Genomic DNA, 21,414 nt, shown 5'->3' with positions numbered 1-21,414 from the left:
CACCCCGCAGCCTTTATTGTGCCAGTCTGAGGGCGATCGGGTGCATTCGCATGCGGTGAGGCCTAGCGGCGCCCCAAGAACGGATTGGTCAGACGTTCATTGGCCATCGTCGTTGGTCCGCCGTGTCCGGGCAGCACATAAGTGGAATCATCCAGGGACCACACGACGTCGGAGAGGCTGTGTGACATCTGGGCAGGGTCGCCGCCTGGCATGTCAGTACGTCCGATAGATCCGGCAAAAACGACGTCTCCTGACATGACGATGGGACCGAACTCGGCGTCGATCGTACGAATCATGGAACAACCCGGGGTGTGGCCCGGTGCATGCAAGAACTCCAGGTCGAGGTTGGCGAACTGGTGATGGGAGAAGGGCTCGACGTCGACGACTTGTTCTGGCTCACGCAGGGTCGTCGACCCATACCACTGTTCGATAAGCGGGCGGGCGAAGTCGGAGAGCCCGGCCATCGGGTCGCTGAGCAGGTGACGGTCGTCACGAGGGCACAGCACCGGGATGCCGTACTCGTCCCCGACCTGTCGAGCAGAACCAATATGGTCGATGTGGCCGTGGGTCACAGCGATCGCCACTGGAACGAGATGATGGGTTCTCAGGGCATCACCAAGGAACTCTTCAGCGCCCATACCGGGATCGACGATGACGCACTCAGACCCCTGTTCGCGCGCTAACAGATAGCAATTGGTCTGAAAAGGACCTGTGATAAAGGACGCGATGAACACGTTTGGCAGTTTATCGGGCAAGATGGGGCGTATGAGTCACGCACAAGCTCCGCAGTCCTTCGGCCGCGTCGATGATGACGGCACCGTTTACGTCCGAACTAGTGACGGGGAGAGGTCTGTCGGCCAGGTGCCGGACTCCACTAGCGAGGAAGCCCTTGAATTCTTCGTGCGCCGCTATCGCGCCCTCGAGACCGAGGTGTCGCTGCTGGAATCACGAGTGAGCTCGGGCACCGCCTCGCCGGAGGAGGCACGGTCGGCCGCCAGTAAACTCGTCACATCTATCCGTGAGGCCAATGCCGTTGGCGATCTGGAATCTCTCGCAGCCCGAGTGGAGGCATTGACCCCCACTATTGACGCCAAGGCGGAGACCCGCCGTGAGGAGCGCGCTGAAGCTAAGGCCCGCGCCAAGCAAGCTAAGGAGGAAATGGTAGCCCAGGCAGAGGCTATTGCTGCTGGCAGTGACTGGCGTGGTGGCATTGGAAAGTTTCGCGATCTACTTGACCAGTGGCGCCTTCTCCCCCGTATCGACAAGACGACTGACGACGAGTTGTGGCACCGTTTTTCCGGTGCTCGCACCGCATTTACCCGTCGTCGCAAGCAGCACATGGCTGAGCAGAACCACCTGCGCGAGCGCGCCCGCGTCGTCAAGGAGCACATCATTGAGGAGGCTCGTCCGCTGGCCGAGTCGACCGCCTGGGGCGAGACCTCTCGCCAGTTCCGCGACCTCATGAACCGATGGAAGGCCGCCGGACCTGCTCCCCGCGATGTCGATGACAAGCTCTGGAAGGAGTTCCGCGCTATCCAGGACACGTTCTTCGATGCCCGCACCGCGGCTCAAAGCCAGCAGGACGAAGAATACCGCGGTAACCAGGAGGTCAAAGAGCAGCTCCTTGACGAAGCAGAAAAGGATATTCTGCCCGTCAAGGACATTGAAGAGGCCAAGGTCAAGCTCCGCGCATTCCTCGAAAAATTCAATGAGGTTGGTCGAGTTCCTCGCGACGCCATGAAACGTATTGACGCCCGCGTCCGTGACTTGGAGCGTCAGGTCCACTCCGCTGAGGAAGCCGAATGGAAACGCACCGATCCGCAGGCTCGCGAACGTGCTCGCGCCACCGTCGATATGTTCAGCGCCCACATCGACAAGCTGAACGCCCAGGTCGAGAAAGCTGAGGCCGCTGGTCGTACTAAGGATGCCGACAAGGCTCGCGAATCGATCAAGACCTACCAGACCTGGCTCGACGAGGCTCAGAAGGCACTCGACGAGTTTAGCGCCTGATGGTCACCGCTGACGGCCTCGGAACACTTCCCAGATCCGGGGCCGTTGGTGTTCTGGGCAACCTTCAAGACTTTACACGGAAGACGTCGTAAACTCCCGAGATTCGACGAATCGACTCAGTAAGGTGCTTGAGGTGAGTCGGATCGGGGGCTTCGAAGGTAAGCCGCAATCGAGCGAGATGAGACTTTGAGGTACTCATATTGGCTGAAATGACGCTTACCCCCTGCTCGGCGAAAACCCGAAAGGTATCGACCAACAAACCGGCACGATCAAGGCCTTCCACCTGGATAGTGACCTGATAGCTCTCTTGCCGATCATCAGACCACGACACCGAAACGATGCGCTCCGGGTGCTCAAGAAGATTCTTGGCATTGGAGCAATCCGTTCGATGTACTGAAACCCCGTCATAGCGCGTCACGAACCCCATGATGGGATCGCCGGGCAGCGGGGTACAGCACCGAGCCAGCTTGACGAGCATATCCGGGTCGCCGTCGACCATAACCCCAGTTTCGCTACTGCGACGACGACGCGGCGCCTTGACGCCAACCGCCAGTTCTTCCTCGACGTCAGCGGTAGCCTCTTCCGGGCCGCCACCCAACGCGATGAGCTTCTCGACGACGGACTGGGCGCTGGCGTTGTGCTCTCCTACCGCCGCATACAAGGCGTTGATGCCGGGCACCCGGAGGTCGTCGGCCACCGCGGTGAGGTATTCGACAGTTAGCAACGACTGTAACGGCACACCGGCTTGACGTAGCTGCTTTGCGATAGCGTCCTTGCCGGCTTCAATGGACTCCTCGCGGCGCTCCTTAGTGAAGTAAGACTTAATCTTGGAACGAGCACGGGGAGAAGCGATGAACCCCAGCCAGTCACGACTGGGACTCGCATCAGGCGCGTTCGACGTGAGGATATCGATGACGTCGCCGTTGTTAAGTTTGGTATCGAGGGTGACAAGTTTGCCGTTCACCCTGGCGCCAATACAGCGGTGACCAACCTCGGTATGGACGGCATAGGCGAAGTCAACCGGAGTGGCGCCCTGAGGAAGGCTCATAACATCGCCCTTGGGGGTAAAGACATACACCTCGCGAGAGTTAATCTCGAAGCGCAGCGAGTCCAGGAACTCGCTGGGATCAGATTCCTCCTTGGACCACTGGTTGAGAGACTGCACCCACGAAAGATCTGTGCCGTCAGGCTGAATCCCCCGACCGACAGCATTGGGGTTTTCCTTATACTTCCAGTGGGCTGCTACACCATACTCAGCACGCCGGTGCATCTCGTGAGTGCGGATCTGCAACTCGACCGGCTGGCCGCCCGGCCCCAACACCGTGGTGTGCAAAGACTGGTACATGTTGTACTTGGGCATCGCGATGTAGTCCTTAAACCGACCCGGAAGAGGGTTCCATCGCACGTGCATGACACCGAGGGCTGCGTAACAATCGCGTGGAGTGTCGACAAGGATGCGCAGACCGGTGAGGTCGTAGATGTCAGAGAAATCCCGGCCCCGTACCACCATCTTTTGATAGATCGAGTAGTAATGCTTCGGTCGTCCGTAGACGATGGCCTTGATGCCTGCTTCGTCAAGGTCCTGACGAACGATTGTGATGACATCTTTGAGTTGGGCTTCCCGTTGCGGAGCCCGCTCCGCAACCATATGGACGATCTCGTCGTAGAGCTTCGGGTTAAGGGTGGAGAAGCACAGGTCTTCCAGCTCCCACTTGATGGCATTCATCCCAAGGCGGTGAGCTAGCGGGGCGAAAATCTCGAGGGTTTCCTTGGCAATACGGTTTTGCTTATCGGGACGTAGAAACCCTAACGTGCGCATATTATGCAGCCGATCTGCCAGCTTGATGACGAGAACCCGAATATCTCGGCTCATCGCGATGACCATCTTGCGAATGGTCTCAGCTTTCGCAGAATCCCCATATTGGACTTTGTCGAGCTTAGTGACCCCATCGACGAGAAGGGCGATTTCTTCACCGAAATCAGCAGTGAGCTGTTCGTTGGTGTAGGACGTGTCTTCGACGGTGTCGTGCAGGAGGCCGGCGCATAGAGTCCGCTCGTCCATGCCAAGCTCAGCGAGGATCATCGTCACTGCAAGTGGATGTGTGATGTAGGGGTCACCAGACTTACGAGACTGTCCGCGGTGGTAATGCTCAGCAGTGCGATATGCCCGCTCGATGATAGCGGTGTCGGCCTTGGGGTGGTTGGCCAGCACTACCGAAATTAAGGGATCCGTGACGCTTTGCGTCGGTGCTGGTGGTTTCGGCGTCCCCCACCGGACAATGCGCTCGCGCATCCGCATACGGGGCTGGGGACGCTGTTGGCCGGGCTTCGGCTTGCCCAGGGTTCCCTTGCCCGAACCGTACGGGCCATAGACGCTATCGTCGGTCATCGCGTCACCTCCTGGCAAGCTAGACCTCTCATTCTAGTGGTATGCCGCGTCTCAGTGTCGGTTGAGTGTGCTGCCCGAGGGCTAGGTGCAACCAGCGCTGACAGCAAAGTCAGTCCTCTAGCGCTGTTCTCAGCGCACCAGGTCGCTTTCAGTTTGTGATTCATGGCGACGTGGAACCGCTTTGCGCACGACCACGATGACGTCACCGGCCTGCAGCTGACCCACCGAAGGATCGTAGAAGTTGCGCAGCACGTCGTTTCGAATGACGGCTAGCACCCGTTCGTTTTGAATATCGGCTGGACGTGCGCCCACCTCGCTCTCGGAGACCATTCGCTGAACGACTTCCATGCCCTTGGAACTGGATAACAAATCGTCTACGACGGTGCCAACGTACGGGTTAACCGACGACAGCCCAAGCAATCGTCCCACCGCGTCAGCAGATGTGACGACAGCGTCGGCACCAGATTCGCGCAGCAACGGGAGGTTCTCGTCCTCTCGACCGGAAACAACGATGTGACAACGCGGGTTGAGCTGGCGCACCGTCAGCGTCGTCAGAATCGCCGAGTCGTCTCGGTTGAGGGTAATGACGACCTCCCGCGCCTTACTAATCTCAGCTCGCCTCAAGAGATCACGGCGAGTGGCGTCTCCCTCGAAGGCGGCCAGCCCAGACCGGTTGGCCTCAGCTACAGCAGAGGGGCGGGAATCAATGACGACGATCTTCTCGACGGGGACATCGTGGTTACGCAACGTATTGACCGCGCTTCGACCTTTCGTGCCATACCCAATGACGACGGTGTGATTCCTCATACGCTTCCTCCAAGCACTATCGAGCAGGCCGCGTCGCCCCTCATTGGCCAGCATCTCAAGGGTGGTACCAACTAACAGCACCAGGAAAGTGATGCGTAGCGGCGTGATGATGAGGGCGTTAATGAGCCGCGCATGCGGCGCGACTGGGGTGATGTCACCGTAACCCGTGGTGGTGACGGTGACCGTTGAATAGTAAAAGGCGTCAATGAGCGAGACGCCGTCTCCAGCGGTGGAATCAACATACGAGTCTCGATCGACCCACACAATCAACGTACTGATCAGCAGCAATACCGCCGACCAGGCCAACCGCTTAACCAGCTCCCAAAAAGGTTCAGTCGCTTTGAATGGAAGCTTGACCAGAGCGGTCTGTTCGAAGACGCTATGGCGCCCCGAGGATTCGGGTGATTCCGAGACCATGATCAGATTGTGAGAACTGCGTTGACAGGACCGATTCCGGCGCGATCGAGTTTCTCGCGACCGCCCAGCGCCGACAGCTCTATGAGTACCGATACACCAACCAGTTCTGCGCCCAACTGCTCCACGAGGGAGGCCGTAGCGCGAACTGTGCCGGCTGTCGCGAGGACGTCATCGACGATGAGCACCTTGGAACCGGGCTGCACCGCATCCTGATGGACTGTCAGGGTCGCAGAGCCGTACTCCAGCACGAATGACTGAGAGTAGACGTCACCAGGAAGTTTCCCGGGTTTGCGGACAGGAACAAATCCGGCTCCGAGGGAGAGAGCTACCGGCCCGGCGAACATGAATCCACGTGCCTCCATACCGAGGACGACGTCCACGTCACGAGAAGCAGTGTCTACGAGTTCAGAGATCGCAGCCGCATAGCCATTGGGATTTGCCAGTAGCGGAGTGATGTCCTTAAAAGTGACCCCGGGCTCCGGAAAGTCCGGGACATCCCGGATCAGGCTGGCAATGAGGTCCTTACAGTAGGTCATTTCTTCCTCTCGGCACGGGTAGAACGACGTGGCTGGTGACGATCGCTCCCGGTGATAGTCGTAACGTCGCGTGGACCTTCCGCGGCAACGGTCTCACCGGTTACCCGTGGTGCCTTCTGAGCGGCCCGCTCACGACGACGCAAAACACGCGCGGTGTGCTCTTTCATGGCTGGCTCGTGCTCACGCAATTGGGTAAACACCGGGGTTGCAATGAAGATCGAAGAGTAGGCACCAACGATCATTCCGACGAACAGGGCCAGACCAAGGTCTTCGAGCGGCCCGGACCCCAGCACAAAGGCACCAGCGAAGAGCAGCGCGGCGACAGGTAGCACGCCCACGATGGTGGTGTTAATAGACCGCACCAGCACCTGGTTGACGGCTCGGTTAGCGCCCTCAGCAAAGGTGTAATCACGCTTGTCGATGTCCTGGACGTTCTCGCGCACCTTGTCGAAGACCACGACGGTGTCGTACAACGAATAGCCCAGAATCGTTAGCACACCAATGACTGTTGACGGTGAAACCGTGAATCCAACCAACGCATAGATACCGATGGTGACGATGAGATCGTGTAAAAGGGCCACCAAAGCAGCAATAGACATCTTCCAATGCCGGAAATAGGCCCAAATCTGCAGCATCACCAAGACCAGGAATACGACCAACGCCTTAATGGCCTTGCCGGTGATCTGCTCACCCCACTGACTGCCGACCTTAGAGTAGGTGACCGAGCTCATCTTCGTCCCGGTGGCCTTAGCAATGGCCTCCTGAACCTTCGTAGTTTCGTCATTGTTAAGAGCCCGAGTCTGCACCTGGACAGCATCGGAGCCGAGGCTGACGACCTCGGTTGCGTCCATATCGGGAGCACCCGAGGACAGCACCGACTTTCGGACGTCGTCAATAGTAGAGGTAGCAACGTGGGCCGGAGCTCGGAACTGCACGCCACCCTTGAACTCAATACCGAGGTTCAGACCGCGTACTAGCAGGCCGATAAACGAGATGATGATGACGACTGCAGTGATGGTGTACCAGACCTTGCGGCGCTGGATAAACCCGTAGGAGATCTCACCGGTGTACAGGGCATGAGTGAAGCTACGCTTGCGCTTCTTGCCGGTCGCGCCATCACTAGGACGCTTTGTGGCAACAGACGACGTCTGGGCGTTCATGTCGTCAGTCATCTCAGGCCTCCTCCGACTCGATGGTGCGCTTTGCTCTTGAAGCAGATCGTCTGCTTCTCCGACCAAGCAGCTGGCTCTCAGTCACGCCCATATGCTCCGCCTCGAGGCCAGAACCGCGTCGACCTTGTCCCCAGAACCTTGTGCGTCCCAACACGGTCACGATGGGATGGGTGAAGAAGAAACAAATAATGAGGTCGATCACTGTGGTCAGACCGAGAGTGAAGGCAAATCCCTTCACCTGATCTACAGACAGCACGAACAAGACGATGGCAGACAATAGGGACACGCCGTCAGCCATGAGGATCGTGCCCCGGGCCTTTGCCCAACCAGTCTGAAGAGCCGTACGTAGTGTACGACCCTCGCGGATCTCGTCTCGGATGCGTTCAAAGTAAACGATAAAGGAGTCTGCTGTCACGCCGATGGCCACGATCGCGCCGGCGATACCAGCCAGCGAAAGGGTGAATCCGACGGCCTCGCCGAGCAACACCATGGCTGCGTAGGTAGTGATACCGGCAATGACGAGGGAGCCGAGGGTCACCAATCCCAGGCCCCGGTAGTACAGCAAGCAGTAGCCGCCGACCAGAATAAGGCCAATGATGCCAGCGATAATGCCAGCTCGAAGCTGCTCACCCCCAAGGGTGGGCGAAATGTTGTCGACGCTGGAAATATCGAACGACAGAGGAAGAGCACCGTATTTCAAGACGTTGGCGAGATCAGCCGCGCTGTTTTGGGTGAAGTGACCAGAGATCTGAGCCTCGCCACCGTTAATCGGGCAGGACGTGCCGGTATTGCCGTTGAGCTGCGGGGAAGAGATAACTTTACCATCGAGGACGACCGCAAACTGATTCTGTGGGCTCATCTTAGAACACAGGTATGTCGTAGCGTCACTGAACGAGGTGGTGCCAATGGAATTGAATTTCAAGTTAACCACGTAGGACAACTGCCCCTGCGGGATGCCTGAATCAGCACTGACGACCTGGGTGCCGGTAATGGCGACCGGGGACAACAAATATTTCATGGTGCGTTCACGATCACAGGTCACGAGTGGCTTATCACCTGGCGAATCAACCGACTTCGCACACTTATAGTCCTCGAAGGCCTTCTGATCTTCGGGCGTGGGCTTCCACTCCTCGGCAGCCTTTACCATCTTGGCAGCCGACTGAGGATCCTTCTCGTTGTACTGCGAAGCACTGGATGTGGTACCACCCTTGGAACTAGCAGACGCATCTGGGGCAGCCGAGGCGCTGGCACTGGGCTCAACAGTAGGAAGGGCAGATGGTGCAGATGGCTTTGCCTTTCCGGGGGTCGGGCTCTTCTGGCTCACTGGTTCCTCTGCATAAACCATACGGAATCCAAGTTGAGCGGTCTGACCGACCATCTCCACAAGCTTGGAGCTCTCGACGTTCGGGGCCGACACGACGATGTTGCGATCACCCATCGTCTTGACCGACGACTCGCCCACTCCGAGCGCGTTCACTCGCTGCCCGATGATGAGACGGGCCTGCTCGAGACTCGTCGCTGACGGAGCTTTGCCGTCTTCGGTCTTGGCTGTCAGAGTAACGGAGGTGCCTCCCCTGAGGTCCAAGCCGAGCTTGGGTGACCAAGTACGCATAACTCCCATGAGCACGTACATGACAATGATGATTACCAGGAAGATCACCAGGGTTCTACCCGGATGGTGTGTTCGCTTTTTCGTTGCCACGTCGAATAAATTCCTTGATCTTGGTGGATATCAGGCCTGCGGCTGCTCGTCAGAGGTATGAGCATTTACAGCCGACGCCTCGGGAGAGGTCAGCACATCATTCGCCGATTCGGTAGCGACATCGTCATGAACCGTGGAGTTCTCGGTCGGGACGTCGTCAGCGAACGCGAACTCCTCCTCGTCACCAGCGGGCCGAACAATCGCCTGCTTGAGAACGCTCACCTCAACGCCCGGGGCGAGCTCAACCACGGCCTGTTTGTCCCCGATATGGGTAATGGTTACGAACAGGCCGCTGCTCAGCACGACGCGAGTACCAACCTCAAGACGTGACTCGAGTTGAACGCGCTCCTCCTGCTGTTTTTTGACCTGCCGCTTACCCTGCCACAACGTGAAACCAATGAGCACGATAAAAATGATCAGCAGGGGCATGAATCCGCCCAGCGGGCTAGCGAGAAGAGGCATAAAACGTTCCTTGTCTTCGGGTGTGACCGGGGTCATGCTACCCCGACTCGGTCAATGTGGTCAGAACAGCCCCTCACCGGAACTGTCGGGAGGTGGTTCAAGGCCGAGATGTCGCCAAGCTCGATCAGTAGCGACGCGGCCCCTCGGGGTGCGCATGAGAAAACCAAGTCGTACCAGGAAAGGTTCAGCAACTTCCTCAACCGTCTGTGGCTCCTCCCCCACGCTAATAGCAAGGGTTGACAAGCCTACCGGCCCGCCCCCGAACTTTAGACACACCGCATGGAGAACCGCCCTGTCGAGGCGGTCCAGACCCAACGGATCAACCTCGTAGAGGTCAAGGGCGGTCTCGGCTCCTTGCGGCGTCACAGGAGACTCATGATGAACGTCTGCCCAGTCACGGACCCGTCGCAGCAAGCGGTTCGCGATACGGGGCGTACCGCGAGACCGCGACGCAATCGTGTGTGCCGCACCTTCAGCAAGCTCAACTCCGATGACCCCGGCCGATCGCGTCACGATCCGTTCGAGATCAGCTACCTCGTAGTAGTCAAGCTGGGCAGTAAAGCCGAAGCGGTCACGCAACGGCCCCGGAAGCAGCCCAGCTCGCGTTGTTGCCCCCACCAGGGTGAACGGTGGGATCTCAATCGGAATCGCGGTAGCTCCCGGCCCTTTACCCACAACAACGTCGACCCGGAAATCCTCCATAGCCAGGTAAAGCATTTCTTCGGCAGGCTTGGACATCCGGTGGATCTCGTCAAGAAAGAACACTTCGCCGGGTACTAACGAGGACAAGATCGCAGCCAGATCCCCAGCGTGCTGAATGGCAGGACCCGAGGAAATACGGATTGGTGCCGACATTTCGGAGGCAATAATCATGGCCAAGGTCGTCTTCCCAAGACCTGGCGGCCCCGACAGCAGAACATGGTCGGGGGTCGTACCACGGGACTTCGACGCGGCAAGGACCAGACCTAGTTGATCGGCGACTCGCTGTTGTCCTCCGAACTCTGCCAGCGCGCCAGGACGTAGAGCTGCTTCTTCAGCCTTTTCAGGGGGTTCGGCCGACGGATCGACGGGCGAGCGTTCCACCGACATTCTCCTTCCTGACGACTCTTATCAGTCTGCCAGAGGCATCCGACATGTCACCGCGCCAAACTACGCAATGCCGCTCGCATGAGGTTGCCGATGGTCATAGCTGGATCGGCTTCCTTGAGAGCAGCCACCTTGTCGACGGCCTTCTCCGCGTCTTTAGCCGACCAGCCCAAGCCGACCAGCCCTTCCGCCACCTGTTCCCGCCACGGTGCGACCACATGGGTCGCTCCGCTCACCGAAGCTCCACGTGGGGTAAGGGCTGCGACCTTGTCCTTGAGCTCCAGGATCATTTTCGCCGCACCCTTGCGACCAATTCCGGGAACGCGGCATAGAGTTGCGTCATCTTCTTCGGTTATCGCCGTGGCTAGCTGAGCAGCATCAAGGACACTCATAATCGCTGCAGCTAATTTGGGACCGACTCCCGACGCGGTTTGCACCAGCTCAAAAGCATCGCGATCATCAGCTTCGACGAACCCGTAAAGAGTCAGGGACTCCTCTCTCACAACCAGGGAGGTGTGCAGGGACATATCTTGGTTGATGCGAGCACTCGCAGCTGTGGCAGGAGGGCACAGCACCTTGATACCAACCCCATGATTGTCAAGGACGACCCACGTCGGGCCAGCGGCACTAACCATGCCGGAAAAATGGGAAATCACCGGGCTAGGTCCTTCCAAGAACGGGGTACACGCCGACCGCGTCGTTGCGTAGCCACAGCGGCTTCAATGCGACGAGCCGCCCCGCCACGCCACAGGTGGCAGATCGCCAAAGCGACAGCGTCGGCAGCATCAGCAGGCTTGGGAGGCGCCGATAGCCGCAACACCCGTGCCACCATGAAGCCCACCTGGGCTTTATCGGCTCGTCCTGAACCCGAGATTGCCGCTTTAACCTCACTTGGAGTGTGAAGAGCGACCGGAAGACCATGCCGGGCGGCAATCATCATCGCCATTCCGGCTGCCTGAGCGGTACCAGTTACTGTATTGCGGTTGTGTTGGGCAAACACTTTCTCGACAGCGACGGCATCCGGGCGGGTGTGGTCACGCCATTCCTCCAGCCCGTCGTGGATGCGCAGTAGTCGGTGTGCATGATCGAGGTCGGCAGGAGTACGAATGACGCCCACGGCAATGAGCTTCAGAGGCGATCCTAACCCACCTTCAACGACGCCAACCCCGCATCGGGTTAAACCAGGGTCGACCCCCATGACCCTTGTAACACGCGGGTCGGGGGTCGACTTTGGAATGCTCACTCCTCCTCGTCAAGAGCTGCTGCAACCTCGGCGGGGATATCAACGTTGGAGAACACGTTCTGGACGTCATCGAGATCTTCGAGAGCATCAAGGATCCTGTAAAGCTTGCGGGCGTCCTCAAGCTCGACACGCTGGGTGAAGTCTGGCTTGAACGACACCTCAGCGGAGTCGTAATCAATACCGGCATCCTGGACGGCTTTACGGACATCAACAACAGCGCTCGGATCCGAAATAATCTCAAAGACCTCGCCCTCATCAACGATGTCCTCAGGCTCAGCGTCGATGGTTGCCTCCATGAGCTGGTCCTCATCCACCTCACGGGTCTCTGTCTTGCGGCCCTCCTCAACCTCGTAGGTCTTCGAGACCGAGACAACACCCTTGCGCTGGAACAGACGCTGCACAGAACCGCCGTCAGCCATGGTTCCGCCGTTGCGGGTAACGGCCACGCGGACGTCAGAAACGGCGCGATTGCGATTGTCAGTCAGGCACTCGATAAGGATGGCAACGCCAGCGGGGCCATAGGCCTCGTACATAATCGTCTCGTAATTGACGGCGTCAGCGCCCTCACCAGACCCACGCTTCACAGCACGGGTGATGTTGTCGTTAGGAACCGAGCTCTTTTTCGCCTTCTGGATGGCGTCGTAGAGGGTCGGGTTGCCCGACGGGTCTCCACCCCCGAGGCGGGCGGCCACCTCAATATTCTTAATCAGGCGAGCGAAAAGCTTGCCGCGCTTGGCGTCAATGGCCGCCTTCTTGTGCTTGGTGGTGGCCCACTTGGAGTGACCGCTCATGAACGGTGTCTCCCTTCCTCGAATGTCGCAGTTATTGGCCCAGCGGGGCTAAGCATCCGGCGCAGGACGAGCCTACGCACACAATAGGACAGTCTACACTCCCCGTCTGAGAACGAATCAGAGGAAGAAAAACCACGATAAATCGATGCTCAGTCGGTAGGAGGCATCGGGGATGAATCAGCCGGGATGGGGGCCCGGCACACATCCAAGGCCGCAGGCAAGGTGAAATTGCCGACGTACAGAGCCGTCCCGACGATCGCGCCCTCAACACCGATCGGGACTAAACCGCGCAGGCGTCGCAAATCCTCCAGCGTGGCAATACCACCTGAAGCGACAACTTTGCCTTGGGTACGAGCGCAAATCCGCCCCAGAAGCTCGTAATTAGGGCCGGTTAGCATGCCATCACTGGCGACGTCGGTAACGACGTATCGCCTACACCCGGCGTCCTCCAAGCGCGCCAGAACGTCGAGAACCTTTCCGCCCTCGCGCGTCCATCCACGAGCCGTCAGCTGATCGCCACGCACGTCTAAGCCGATTGCTACTTGTTCGCCATAACGCCCGACGACTTCGTCACACCATTGAGGGTCCTCGAGGGCAGCGGTACCGATATTGACCCGGGTCGCGCCAGCGGACAACGCGGACTCGAGACTCCTTTGATCTCGGATACCACCCGAAACCTCAACGTTAATGTCCAACTGCTCAACGACGCTGCTGATGATCTTCGTATTGGATCCATGTCCGAAGGCAGCATCAAGGTCAACCAGGTGAATCCATTGGGCTCCCAGGCCTTGCCACTTCTGAGCGACATCGAGAGGGTCGCCAAATGCCCGTTCAGAACTGGCCACCCCCTGTTGCAGCTGGACGGCACGACCGCCCTGGACATCAACGGCTGGAAACAGCGTGAGTTCTCCGGTCACAGAATCAGGCTATCAACTCAGCTGATTCAGCCAGCGTGTGAGCAGAGCGAGACCTGCTGTCCCCGACTTTTCAGGATGGAACTGCGTGGACGTCACCGAACCATACTCTGCGGCTGCGACAAAGGTGGCTCCCTGATGGGTCGCAGTGGTGAAGTGGTCGTGAGGTCCGGTAACGACCACACCATAGGAATGGACGAAGTAGAACCTCTCTTGCACGCCCTGAAATAAGGCTGAGTCGGCGGCCGGTATCACCGTGTTCCACCCTATATGGGGCAGTCGCTCTGCCGGCAGCTCCTCAACGACACCAGGAAGAACACCAAGGCACTTGACGTCAACGTCGCGTTCACGTCCTCGCTCGAAAAGCATCTGATGGCCCACGCAGATACCCAGCAGAGGTCGTCCCTCGTCAACCCATTGACGGACAAGACGCGCCCCGCCCATAGCCCGCAACCCTGTCATACACGCCGCTAACGCTCCCACTCCGGGGAGGACGAGAGCGTCGGTATCGAGTAAGGCACTCGGGTCGTTGGAAACGATCACTTCGGCACCTACCTGACGCAATGCACGTCTAGCGGAGTGAAGGTTTCCTGATCCATGGTCGATAATGCCGACTCGCACCGGATCAGACATTGAGAGCGCCTTTAGTGCTGGGGACGCGACCGGCATTACGGGGATCCGGTGCTATCGCAATTCTCAGCGCTCGGGCCAGCGCTTTGAACTCGGCCTCGCAGATGTGGTGGGGGTCGCGTCCTGCCAGCAGACGCAGGTGGACGCACAGACCGGCGTTGAAAGCTAAGGACTGCACAACGTGGTAGGTCATCGCACCCGGGTAGGGCACGCCAGAACCACCAATACGAGCGTACGCCTGCCCCTCAGGTTCACCCGAACACACCACCCACGGTCGTCCGGCAACGTCGACAACGCATTGGGCAAGCGCCTCGTCGAGGGGAACCACGGCGTCACCAAAACGCGTGATACCGCATTTATCCCCCAAGGCCTGGGCAAGAGCCTGGCCTAAAGCAATAGCCGTGTCTTCAATACTGTGGTGACCATCGATCTCGACGTCACCGGAAGTAGTGATCGTCATATCGATACCTGAGTGCTTCGACAATGCCGTCAGCATATGGTCGTAAAATCCAACCCCAGTAGAAATGGTGGACTCCCCCGCCCCATCGAGATCAATTGCGACGTCGACAGTGGATTCCGAGGTCTCGCGGTAAACGCGAGCGCGACGATGGGTCATTGATCCTCCTCGAGGACGAGACGCGGAGCGGTGGGAAGGACGTCAAGCAAAGCGGTACGGAAAGCGTCGGTCTGGCGTGGAGTTCCGGCGCATACGCGCAAGTAACCAGTTGGTCCGACCTCTCGGATGAGCACGCCGCGATCAAGCAGCGCCTGGAATACCGCGTGACGATCAGCGAACCTGCCGAAGAGGACGAAGTTCGACTGTGAGGAAACGACGTCCAACCCGTGCAGTTGCAGCCAGTCCTCCAGGTTTACGCGGGTCTCACGCAACTCGTCGACCCGCGCAAGCATCTCAGGGGCATGAGCAAGGGAAACTCTCGCCACCACCTGTGACACGTCGGAGAGATGATAGGGCAGCCGCACCATCCGCAGCGCGTCAACGACGGCCGGTGCGGCCACCGCGTACCCCAGTCGGCCACCTGCCAGGGCGAAGGCCTTGGATAGGGTGCGCACCACAATGAGCCGACCGTACTTCGGAAGCAAAGCAATCGAGGAGTCCTCCGGAGCGTCTGTGAACTCCTGATATGCCTCGTCAACGACGACAATGGTGTCGGTGCCAGCACACACCTCGTCAATGACGGCGACCGGGATAGTGGTTCCGGTGGGGTTATTTGGCGTCGTCAGTAAGACGACATCCGGCTTGACCTCCTCGATTGCCGACAGTATCTCGTCAGTTGTCAGTCCCCAGGAGGCGTTGCGAGGACGAGTGACGTAATTCGTGTGAGTATTGCGGGCATACTCGGGATACATCGAGTAGGTCGGTGTGAAGGTCAGCACAGAGCGTCCTGGACCACCAAACGCCTGCAAAACATGGGTCATAACCTCGTTGGAGCCATTAGCAGGCCATATCTGGGAGCTGCTAATACCGAAGCCAATATATCGGGCCAGATCCTCGCGAAGGCCGGTGGCTTCCCGGTCGGGGTAGCGGTTAAGACTCTTGGCGGCCTTGGCAACAGCCTTGGCCATGTCCTTGCGCACCGCCTCCGATGGCGGATACGGATTTTCGTTGACGTTCAGGCGTACCGGGACGTCAAGCTGCGGAGCCCCGTATGGTTGTGCCCCGACAAGTTCCGAACGCAGCGGAAGATCCGCCAACTGGATAGAGTTAGGCTCCGGCTTAGCCACCGGACGGGGCTGGCTGGTCTGTCGATGCTGAGTCAACGTGACCTCCTCACAGTGATGGCATTGGCATGGCCGGGCAAGTTCTCCGCCAAGGCAAAAGCCTCAACGGAATCGGCCAGCTCAAGTAGGGCATCCTCGGTGTAATCGATGACGTGGACGGCGCGCATGAAGGAACGCACCGACAGACCAGACGAGTGGCAGGCTGCTCCTGCCGTGGGAAGGACGTGAGTGGATCCGGCTGAGTAGTCCCCAAGAGAGACAGGCGCCCACGGGCCGACGAAAATGGCGCCAGCGTTCCGGACCCGAGCAGCGACTGCGGCAGCATCAGCCGTCTGGATCTCGAGATGCTCGGCGGCATACGCATTGACCACTTCGAGGCCCTGATCAATATCACGTACCATGACGATGGCCGACTGCTTGGATGTCAGCGAGGTGCGAATGCGCTCGGAATGTAACGTGGCACTGACCATCGGGGCAAGTTCTCGTTGCACAGCTTCGGCCAGTGTGGTCGAGTCTGTGACAAGCACTGCGGCAGCCAGCGTGTCATGCTCAGCCTGGCTCATAAGATCAGCAGCAATGTGACGCGGGTCGGCAGTCTTATCGGCCAGGATGGCGATTTCGGTGGGCCCAGCCTCCGAATCGATGCCGACGGTGCCACGCAGGCAGCGCTTTGCCGCGACTACGTAGATGTTGCCTGGACCCGTAACCATGTCGACGCGCGGACAGGAATCTGCCTCGTCGGAGCCCTCAACGCCGTAAGCGAACATGGCGATCGCCTGGGCACCGCCGACGGCGTAGACCTCATTGACACCCAGTAGATGACACAGCGCCAAGATGCTCGGGTGCGGCAACCCACCAAACTCCGCCTGGGGCGGAGATGCTACAGCGATAGACGAAACACCGGCCTCCTGCGCAGGAACGACGTTCATGATGACCGACGATGCCAGCGGAGCGAACCCACCCGGAACGTAAAGGCCTACACGCCCGACCGGGACGATGCGCTGGCTCACCCGCGCGCCGCCTGCCACCTCAACCGGTTGGGAAGAGGCCTCCACCTCAGCTTCCTGACATACGTGACGACGACGTCGAATAGATTCGCTGAAAGCCCGACGCAAGGTGCCGTCGAGGTTCGCAGCTGCCGTGGCGAGAGCCTCGACCGGAACGCGCAGATGCTCGGGAACCACATGGTCGAATTTCTCGCTGTACTCACGTAGCGCCTCAACGCCACGATCCCTCACCGCAGAGCAGACGGGGATGACGGCCGCCATGGCGGCATCGACATCGAAGTCCGCGCGAGGCACGGCGCAACGCAGGTCGTCAGTGGTCTCACTGGTCACATCGACGATTCTCAGCACATTGCTAGTCTAATGAAGCCCCGGTCGACGTCTTTGCGCGTCCGGTCCGCGAAGCGCCACGTCTGGCCGCCAGCAGGGACGCGATGAGCATGGGCACCATGGCAGCGAGCAGCCATACCAGGACTGCCACCCAGGTATGGAGAGCGAAATCGATGGGGATAACCTCCCCAGACTTAGCTGAAGCGATCCGTTCGGCAAAAGAGTCCGGGCCGATAAGAACACCCACCCACCAACACGCTAGAGCCGACAGACATGCCGAGATCCCAGCGGCTAAAACACCCCAGGCTCCCCGCCGCCGCATGAGAACCCAGCTCAGACAGCCGATGATGAGTCCCACGACCAGACCGATGAGACAGTACGTAGCGTCAGTTGAGAAGACCTGGGTGAGACCCTTCTCCGTCGTCGTAGCTGCACCGTCAGAGCCGACGGTGTACGTCGGCAGGGTCACCATTGAGTGCCATAGCGGAGCAGCCAGTCCTCCAAGGACGATCCCCATCGCGATCACGAGCAGGCTCAGCCGCAAGATCGCAATCATACGGGCACGAGTCATCTCGTTCACTGCTGCCTCCTCGGGACGCACGACGGGCCAAGCAAAGCCTTGAGGTCTGCCATGAGCGGCTGACCTTGGGTGACCTTAAGTTCGTCGGCAAGCCGGAATGTTGTTGTCACTTTGCCGTCAATGAGCCGCAACCTCACCTCGGAACTACCCGGATGGTTGCGCAGCACCCCGCGCAGCTCTTCGAGCGTGCCACGGGTGCAGCGTCCGCGACGCATATCGATCGTCATTGGTGCCTTGCTAGCGTCAGTGAGATCAAGCAACCAGATGTCGTTGGCCGACATTTCAACCGTCTCATCGCGTTCCCGGACGAAGCCGCGTACCTTCAGGATGCTGTCCACCGCTAGCAAGGGTTCCACTCGTTGATAAACCTTTGGGAAACAGGCGATGGTGATGGACGCATCAAGGTCCTCCAGGGTCACTGAGGCCCAAATGTCACCGTTCTTAGTCGTACGCCGCACGATCTGGGTGACCATGCCGACCACGGTGTACCGGCCCTCGTGATGGCCCTCAGGATTAACGAGTTCCGCCACCGAAATATCTGATTCAGCCTCCAGAGCAGCCTCGAGCCCACGCAGCGGGTGGTCCGACACATAGAGACCGAGCATCTCGCGCTCGAAGGCGAGTTTGGTACTGCGATCCCAATCGTCGTCGGGAACGACCCTCTCGACCCCCATCTGAGTGGGCTGGGAATCATCCCCCATGCCGAATAGATCGTCTTGACCGTTGGCTTGGTTGCGCTTGATGTCGATGACGGCGTCGACGGCCTGCCCGTAGACAGCCATGAGCCCACGTCGAGAGTGACCCATAGAGTCGAAAGCGCCAGCCTTAATGAGGGACTCGATGAGTCTCTTATTGCATACTGTCAAGCTGACCTGATCGAGGAAGGTGAAGAAATCGGGGGCTGGACCGTTCTCCTCCCGGGCGCGAATAATCTCAGCTACGGCATTGGCCCCGACATTTCGGATGGCCCCCAGGCCGAACCGAATGTCCTCACCGACAGCGGTGAACTCAAGGGAGGATGCGTTGACGTCGGGAGGAAGGACGTTGATGTGCTGGGCGCGCATGTCGGCTAGGTACATTGCCATCTTGTCTTTATCGTCACCGACGCTCGTCAGCAGAGCAGCGCCGTATTCAGCCGGGTAGTTGGCCTTGAGGTAAGCCGTCCAATACGAGACAAGTCCATAGCCAGCAGCGTGGGATTTGTTAAAGGCGTATCCAGCGAAGGGGACCATGACGTCCCACAAAGTCTGGATGGCATCGTCGGAGTAACCGTGTTCACGCATACCCGCCTGGAAGGGGATGAAGTTTTCCTCCAGGATGTGCTTCTTTTTCTTACCCATCGCTCGGCGCAACAGGTCGGCGCCACCCAGGGTGTACCCGGCAAGTTTTCGGGCGATCGACATGATCTGCTCCTGGTACACAATGAGGTGGTACGTGGGAGCAAGGATCTCGTCGAGGTCTTCCTTGAGTTCGGGATGGATCGGAATGATCGGTTCCCGGTTGTTCTTACGCTGAGCATAAGAGATATGCGCATTAGCGCCCATAGGGCCCGGGCGATACAGGGCTAGCACGGCAACAATGTCGTCGAAGCATGTCGGACCCATGAGCCGCAGCAACGACCTCATGGCCGTGCCATCAAGCTGGAAGACGCCTAGGGTGTCGCCGCGCGCCAGCATCTCGTAGGTTGTCTTGTCATCAAGGGCGATGCTTTTGAGATCGACATCAATCCCCCGGTTGGCCTTGATGATCTTGATGCAATGATCCATGATACCGAGGTTGCGCAGGCCCAGGAAGTCCATCTTCATGAGCCCCATCTCCTCGAGCTGGGGGTACGCGAAGCCGGCAATGATCATGCCATCCTTATCGCGCTTGTGCATCGGCACGAGGTCAAGCAGTGGGGTACTCGACAGGATGAACGCGCAGGCGTGCACGCCGGTGCCTCGAATCAGCCCCTCGAGGCCTTTGGCAGTCTCAACAACCTTGGCTACGTCAGGGTTATCTGCCACCAGCTGACGGAACTCCTGGCCTTCGCCATACCTCTCGTGGGAGGAGTCGAAGATCTTGTCCAGTGGAACGCCCTTGCCCATCACGTCCGGGGGCATTGCCTTGGTGATCTTGTCGCCGAGGGCGAAGGGATAGCCGAGAATACGGTTAGCGTCTTTGACAGCGGCCTTCGCCTTAATCTTGCCGAAGGTGTTGACCTGGCTGGTGTACTCAGCCCCGTACTTGTGCGTGACGTAATCAATGACCTTGTCACGCTGACGATCGTCGAAGTCAAGGTCGATATCGGGTGGATTGACGCGCTCCGGGTTGAGGAACCTCTCGAACAGTAGACCGTGTTCTAGCGGGTTGATCGCGATAATGCCGGTCAGGTAGGCGACCAGGGAACCAGCCGCTGAACCACGTCCGGGCCCTACCGGTACCCCCATCGAACGTGCCGCGTTGCAAATATCGGAGACAACGAGGAAGTACGAGGAGAATCCCAGCGGTTCGATGACCGACAGCTCGGTCTCGAGACGCTCTAGGACCTCTTTGGGCGGGTTCGGACCGAATTTCTCGTCGAGTCCTTCCTGGAGTTTCTTACGCAGCCAGGACTCCTGAGTCTCCCCCTCAGGAACATCGAACTGCGGCATCCGGTCGACGTACTTAAACACCTCGTCGTAGGAGCCAATCATCTCGGTCAGCAGCAAGGTGTTGTCACAGGCCTCCGGATGGTCGGGGAACAGCGCCCGCATCTGCTCCGAGGATTTGATGTAGTAGCCGGAACCGTTGAACCGGAACCGGTTCGGATCGTCTTTGTTTCGGCCCACACCGACACACAGCAAAGAGTCGTGGGCGTCGGCCTGATCCTCAGTGACGTAGTGGGAGTCGTTGGTGACCAGCAACGGAATGTCTAGTTTTTTGGCCAGCTTCAGCAGGTCGGACCTCACCTGCTTTTCGATCGGGACGCCGTGGTCCATCAACTCACAAAAGTAGTTTTCACGGCCAAAGATGTCCCGATAATCGGATGCAGCTTGGCAAGCTTCCTCAAACTGGCCGAGGCGCAGCCGGGTCTGCACCTCACCCGATGGGCAACCGGTCGAGGCGATGATGCCACCGGAGTACTGGCCCATGAGCTCGCGATCCATACGCGGTTTCATGTAGTAGCCCTCATAGGACGCCAAGGACGAGAGTCGGAAAAGGTTGTGCAGGCCTTCGGAATCCTTCGCCCACATCGTCATATGGGTGTACCGACCGCCGCCAGAGACGTCTTTGCCGCCCTCGGCATCCGGATCTCCTGCATCACGAGAGGTCCCCCAGAATTCCTGTACTCGTGACTTGCGGGTGCTCGGAGCGACGTACGCCTCGATACCAATGATCGGCTTGATGAGAGGATTCTGGTCCCCGTCGTACTTCTTGGAAATCTGGAAGAACTCGTAGGCACCGAACATATTTCCGTGGTCGGTCATCGCGACCGCAGGCATCCCTTGACGTGCCACCTCGGCGAAAAGTTTCTCGTTGCTGGCAGCGCCGTCCAGCATCGAGTATTCGGTGTGGGTGTGGAGGTGGACGAAGTCGGAACGGGCCACAGGCCCTCCTTTCACATTCCGACCCCAAGCCC

The 21,414-nt window shown here is 58.9% G+C and carries 19 protein-coding genes; 1 reads left to right on the top strand and 18 read right to left on the bottom strand.

Annotation, left to right across the window (positions count from 1 at the left end; genetic code table 11):
* Positions 1 to 62 precede the first annotated feature (62 nt).
* Entirely contained in the window at positions 63 to 734 is a 672-nt protein-coding gene (locus CPA42_RS06240) for an MBL fold metallo-hydrolase (protein WP_002551096.1), read from the bottom strand.
* Between CPA42_RS06240 and CPA42_RS06235 the strand changes: the two genes are divergently transcribed.
* Positions 712 to 2,010: a DUF349 domain-containing protein gene (locus CPA42_RS06235; RefSeq protein ID WP_002518946.1), complete on the top strand. Its 1,299-nt coding sequence runs from the start codon at positions 712 to 714 to the stop codon at positions 2,008 to 2,010. The two genes, CPA42_RS06240 and CPA42_RS06235, sit on opposite strands and share 23 nt — an antisense overlap.
* A 64-nt stretch (positions 2,011 to 2,074) precedes the next feature.
* On the opposite strand, the gene CPA42_RS06230 is transcribed toward CPA42_RS06235, so the two are convergent.
* From CPA42_RS06230 to dnaE, 17 genes are all read right to left on the bottom strand, one after another.
* Positions 2,075 to 4,399, bottom strand: coding sequence for a RelA/SpoT family protein (locus tag CPA42_RS06230; RefSeq protein WP_002515690.1), 2,325 nt, complete (start codon positions 4,397 to 4,399; stop codon positions 2,075 to 2,077).
* Between the two features lie 129 nt (positions 4,400 to 4,528).
* Positions 4,529 to 5,623, bottom strand: coding sequence for a potassium channel family protein (locus CPA42_RS06225; protein ID WP_002517701.1), 1,095 nt, complete (start codon positions 5,621 to 5,623; stop codon positions 4,529 to 4,531).
* A gap of 2 nt (positions 5,624 to 5,625) precedes the next feature.
* The gene (locus CPA42_RS06220; RefSeq protein WP_002516613.1) at positions 5,626 to 6,159 is read right to left on the bottom strand and encodes an adenine phosphoribosyltransferase; all 534 of its coding nucleotides are present in this window, start codon (positions 6,157 to 6,159) and stop codon (positions 5,626 to 5,628) included.
* Complete coding sequence (gene secF, locus CPA42_RS06215) at positions 6,156 to 7,331, bottom strand: protein translocase subunit SecF (RefSeq protein ID WP_002516609.1); 1,176 nt, start codon at positions 7,329 to 7,331, stop codon at positions 6,156 to 6,158. The genes CPA42_RS06220 and secF overlap by 4 nt, the downstream gene beginning before the upstream one ends.
* A gap of 1 nt (position 7,332) precedes the next feature.
* Positions 7,333 to 8,991: a protein translocase subunit SecD gene (gene secD / locus CPA42_RS06210; protein WP_002516599.1), complete on the bottom strand. Its 1,659-nt coding sequence runs from the start codon at positions 8,989 to 8,991 to the stop codon at positions 7,333 to 7,335.
* 72 nt (positions 8,992 to 9,063) lie between these two features.
* Positions 9,064 to 9,531 carry a preprotein translocase subunit YajC gene (gene yajC, locus CPA42_RS06205; protein ID WP_002518947.1) on the bottom strand — a complete coding sequence of 156 codons (468 nt, stop codon included), beginning with the start codon at positions 9,529 to 9,531 and terminating at the stop codon, positions 9,064 to 9,066.
* A 24-nt stretch (positions 9,532 to 9,555) separates the two neighbouring features.
* Positions 9,556 to 10,584: a Holliday junction branch migration DNA helicase RuvB gene (gene ruvB / locus CPA42_RS06200; protein ID WP_002518948.1), complete on the bottom strand. Its 1,029-nt coding sequence runs from the start codon at positions 10,582 to 10,584 to the stop codon at positions 9,556 to 9,558.
* A gap of 47 nt (positions 10,585 to 10,631) precedes the next feature.
* Positions 10,632 to 11,237, bottom strand: a complete 606-nt coding sequence (gene ruvA / locus CPA42_RS06195; protein ID WP_002516588.1) for a Holliday junction branch migration protein RuvA — start codon at positions 11,235 to 11,237, stop codon at positions 10,632 to 10,634.
* Positions 11,234 to 11,779 carry a crossover junction endodeoxyribonuclease RuvC gene (ruvC, locus tag CPA42_RS06190; protein WP_002516591.1) on the bottom strand — a complete coding sequence of 182 codons (546 nt, stop codon included), beginning with the start codon at positions 11,777 to 11,779 and terminating at the stop codon, positions 11,234 to 11,236. The genes ruvA and ruvC overlap by 4 nt, the downstream gene beginning before the upstream one ends.
* Before the next feature lie 41 nt (positions 11,780 to 11,820).
* A complete protein-coding gene (locus CPA42_RS06185) occupies positions 11,821 to 12,615 on the bottom strand; it encodes a YebC/PmpR family DNA-binding transcriptional regulator (protein WP_002516621.1) in 795 nt (264 codons plus the stop codon).
* 149 nt (positions 12,616 to 12,764) lie between these two features.
* Positions 12,765 to 13,532 carry a bifunctional 1-(5-phosphoribosyl)-5-((5-phosphoribosylamino)methylideneamino)imidazole-4-carboxamide isomerase/phosphoribosylanthranilate isomerase PriA gene (priA, locus tag CPA42_RS06180; protein ID WP_002516577.1) on the bottom strand — a complete coding sequence of 256 codons (768 nt, stop codon included), beginning with the start codon at positions 13,530 to 13,532 and terminating at the stop codon, positions 12,765 to 12,767.
* Positions 13,533 to 13,544: 12 nt separating this feature from the next.
* Positions 13,545 to 14,162: an imidazole glycerol phosphate synthase subunit HisH gene (hisH, locus tag CPA42_RS06175; protein ID WP_002516575.1), complete on the bottom strand. Its 618-nt coding sequence runs from the start codon at positions 14,160 to 14,162 to the stop codon at positions 13,545 to 13,547.
* Positions 14,155 to 14,775 carry an imidazoleglycerol-phosphate dehydratase HisB gene (gene hisB, locus CPA42_RS06170; RefSeq protein WP_002516582.1) on the bottom strand — a complete coding sequence of 207 codons (621 nt, stop codon included), beginning with the start codon at positions 14,773 to 14,775 and terminating at the stop codon, positions 14,155 to 14,157. Before hisB ends, hisH begins: the two co-directional genes overlap by 8 nt.
* Entirely contained in the window at positions 14,772 to 15,902 is a 1,131-nt protein-coding gene (locus CPA42_RS06165) for a histidinol-phosphate transaminase (protein WP_002518951.1), read from the bottom strand. Before CPA42_RS06165 ends, hisB begins: the two co-directional genes overlap by 4 nt.
* A 32-nt stretch (positions 15,903 to 15,934) precedes the next feature.
* Positions 15,935 to 17,254, bottom strand: a complete 1,320-nt coding sequence (gene hisD, locus CPA42_RS06160; protein ID WP_002517847.1) for a histidinol dehydrogenase — start codon at positions 17,252 to 17,254, stop codon at positions 15,935 to 15,937.
* A gap of 4 nt (positions 17,255 to 17,258) precedes the next feature.
* Positions 17,259 to 17,789, bottom strand: a complete 531-nt coding sequence (locus CPA42_RS06155; RefSeq protein ID WP_002518952.1) for a hypothetical protein — start codon at positions 17,787 to 17,789, stop codon at positions 17,259 to 17,261.
* Between the two features lie 20 nt (positions 17,790 to 17,809).
* On the bottom strand, positions 17,810 to 21,382 hold the full coding sequence (gene dnaE, locus CPA42_RS06150) for a DNA polymerase III subunit alpha (protein WP_002516578.1): 3,573 nt from the start codon (positions 21,380 to 21,382) through the stop codon (positions 17,810 to 17,812).
* Between the last annotated feature and the right edge of the window lie 32 nt (positions 21,383 to 21,414).

Origin of the sequence: Cutibacterium acnes, from assembly GCF_003030305.1 — a bacterium.
GTDB lineage: Bacteria > Actinomycetota > Actinomycetes > Propionibacteriales > Propionibacteriaceae > Cutibacterium > Cutibacterium acnes.
The sequence above is the reverse complement of the archived record's forward strand: the minus strand, read 5'-3'. Positions and strand labels throughout refer to the sequence as shown.

What these genes read in the sequence shown, in the direction of transcription:
- CPA42_RS06185 (WP_002516621.1), bottom strand. Translation starts at nt 12,615, where the DNA reads ATGAGCGGTCACTCCAAGTGGGCCACCACCAAGCACAAGAAGGCGGCC.
- secF (WP_002516609.1), bottom strand. Translation starts at nt 7,331, where the DNA reads ATGACTGACGACATGAACGCCCAGACGTCGTCTGTTGCCACAAAGCGT.
- CPA42_RS06230 (WP_002515690.1), bottom strand. Translation starts at nt 4,399, where the DNA reads ATGACCGACGATAGCGTCTATGGCCCGTACGGTTCGGGCAAGGGAACC.
- hisB (WP_002516582.1), bottom strand. Translation starts at nt 14,775, where the DNA reads ATGACCCATCGTCGCGCTCGCGTTTACCGCGAGACCTCGGAATCCACT.
- CPA42_RS06155 (WP_002518952.1), bottom strand. Translation starts at nt 17,789, where the DNA reads ATGATTGCGATCTTGCGGCTGAGCCTGCTCGTGATCGCGATGGGGATC.
- CPA42_RS06220 (WP_002516613.1), bottom strand. Translation starts at nt 6,159, where the DNA reads ATGACCTACTGTAAGGACCTCATTGCCAGCCTGATCCGGGATGTCCCG.
- ruvB (WP_002518948.1), bottom strand. Translation starts at nt 10,584, where the DNA reads ATGTCGGTGGAACGCTCGCCCGTCGATCCGTCGGCCGAACCCCCTGAA.
- ruvC (WP_002516591.1), bottom strand. Translation starts at nt 11,779, where the DNA reads ATGGGGGTCGACCCTGGTTTAACCCGATGCGGGGTTGGCGTCGTTGAA.
- yajC (WP_002518947.1), bottom strand. Translation starts at nt 9,531, where the DNA reads ATGACCCCGGTCACACCCGAAGACAAGGAACGTTTTATGCCTCTTCTC.
- hisH (WP_002516575.1), bottom strand. Translation starts at nt 14,162, where the DNA reads ATGTCTGATCCGGTGCGAGTCGGCATTATCGACCATGGATCAGGAAAC.
- CPA42_RS06225 (WP_002517701.1), bottom strand. Translation starts at nt 5,623, where the DNA reads ATGGTCTCGGAATCACCCGAATCCTCGGGGCGCCATAGCGTCTTCGAA.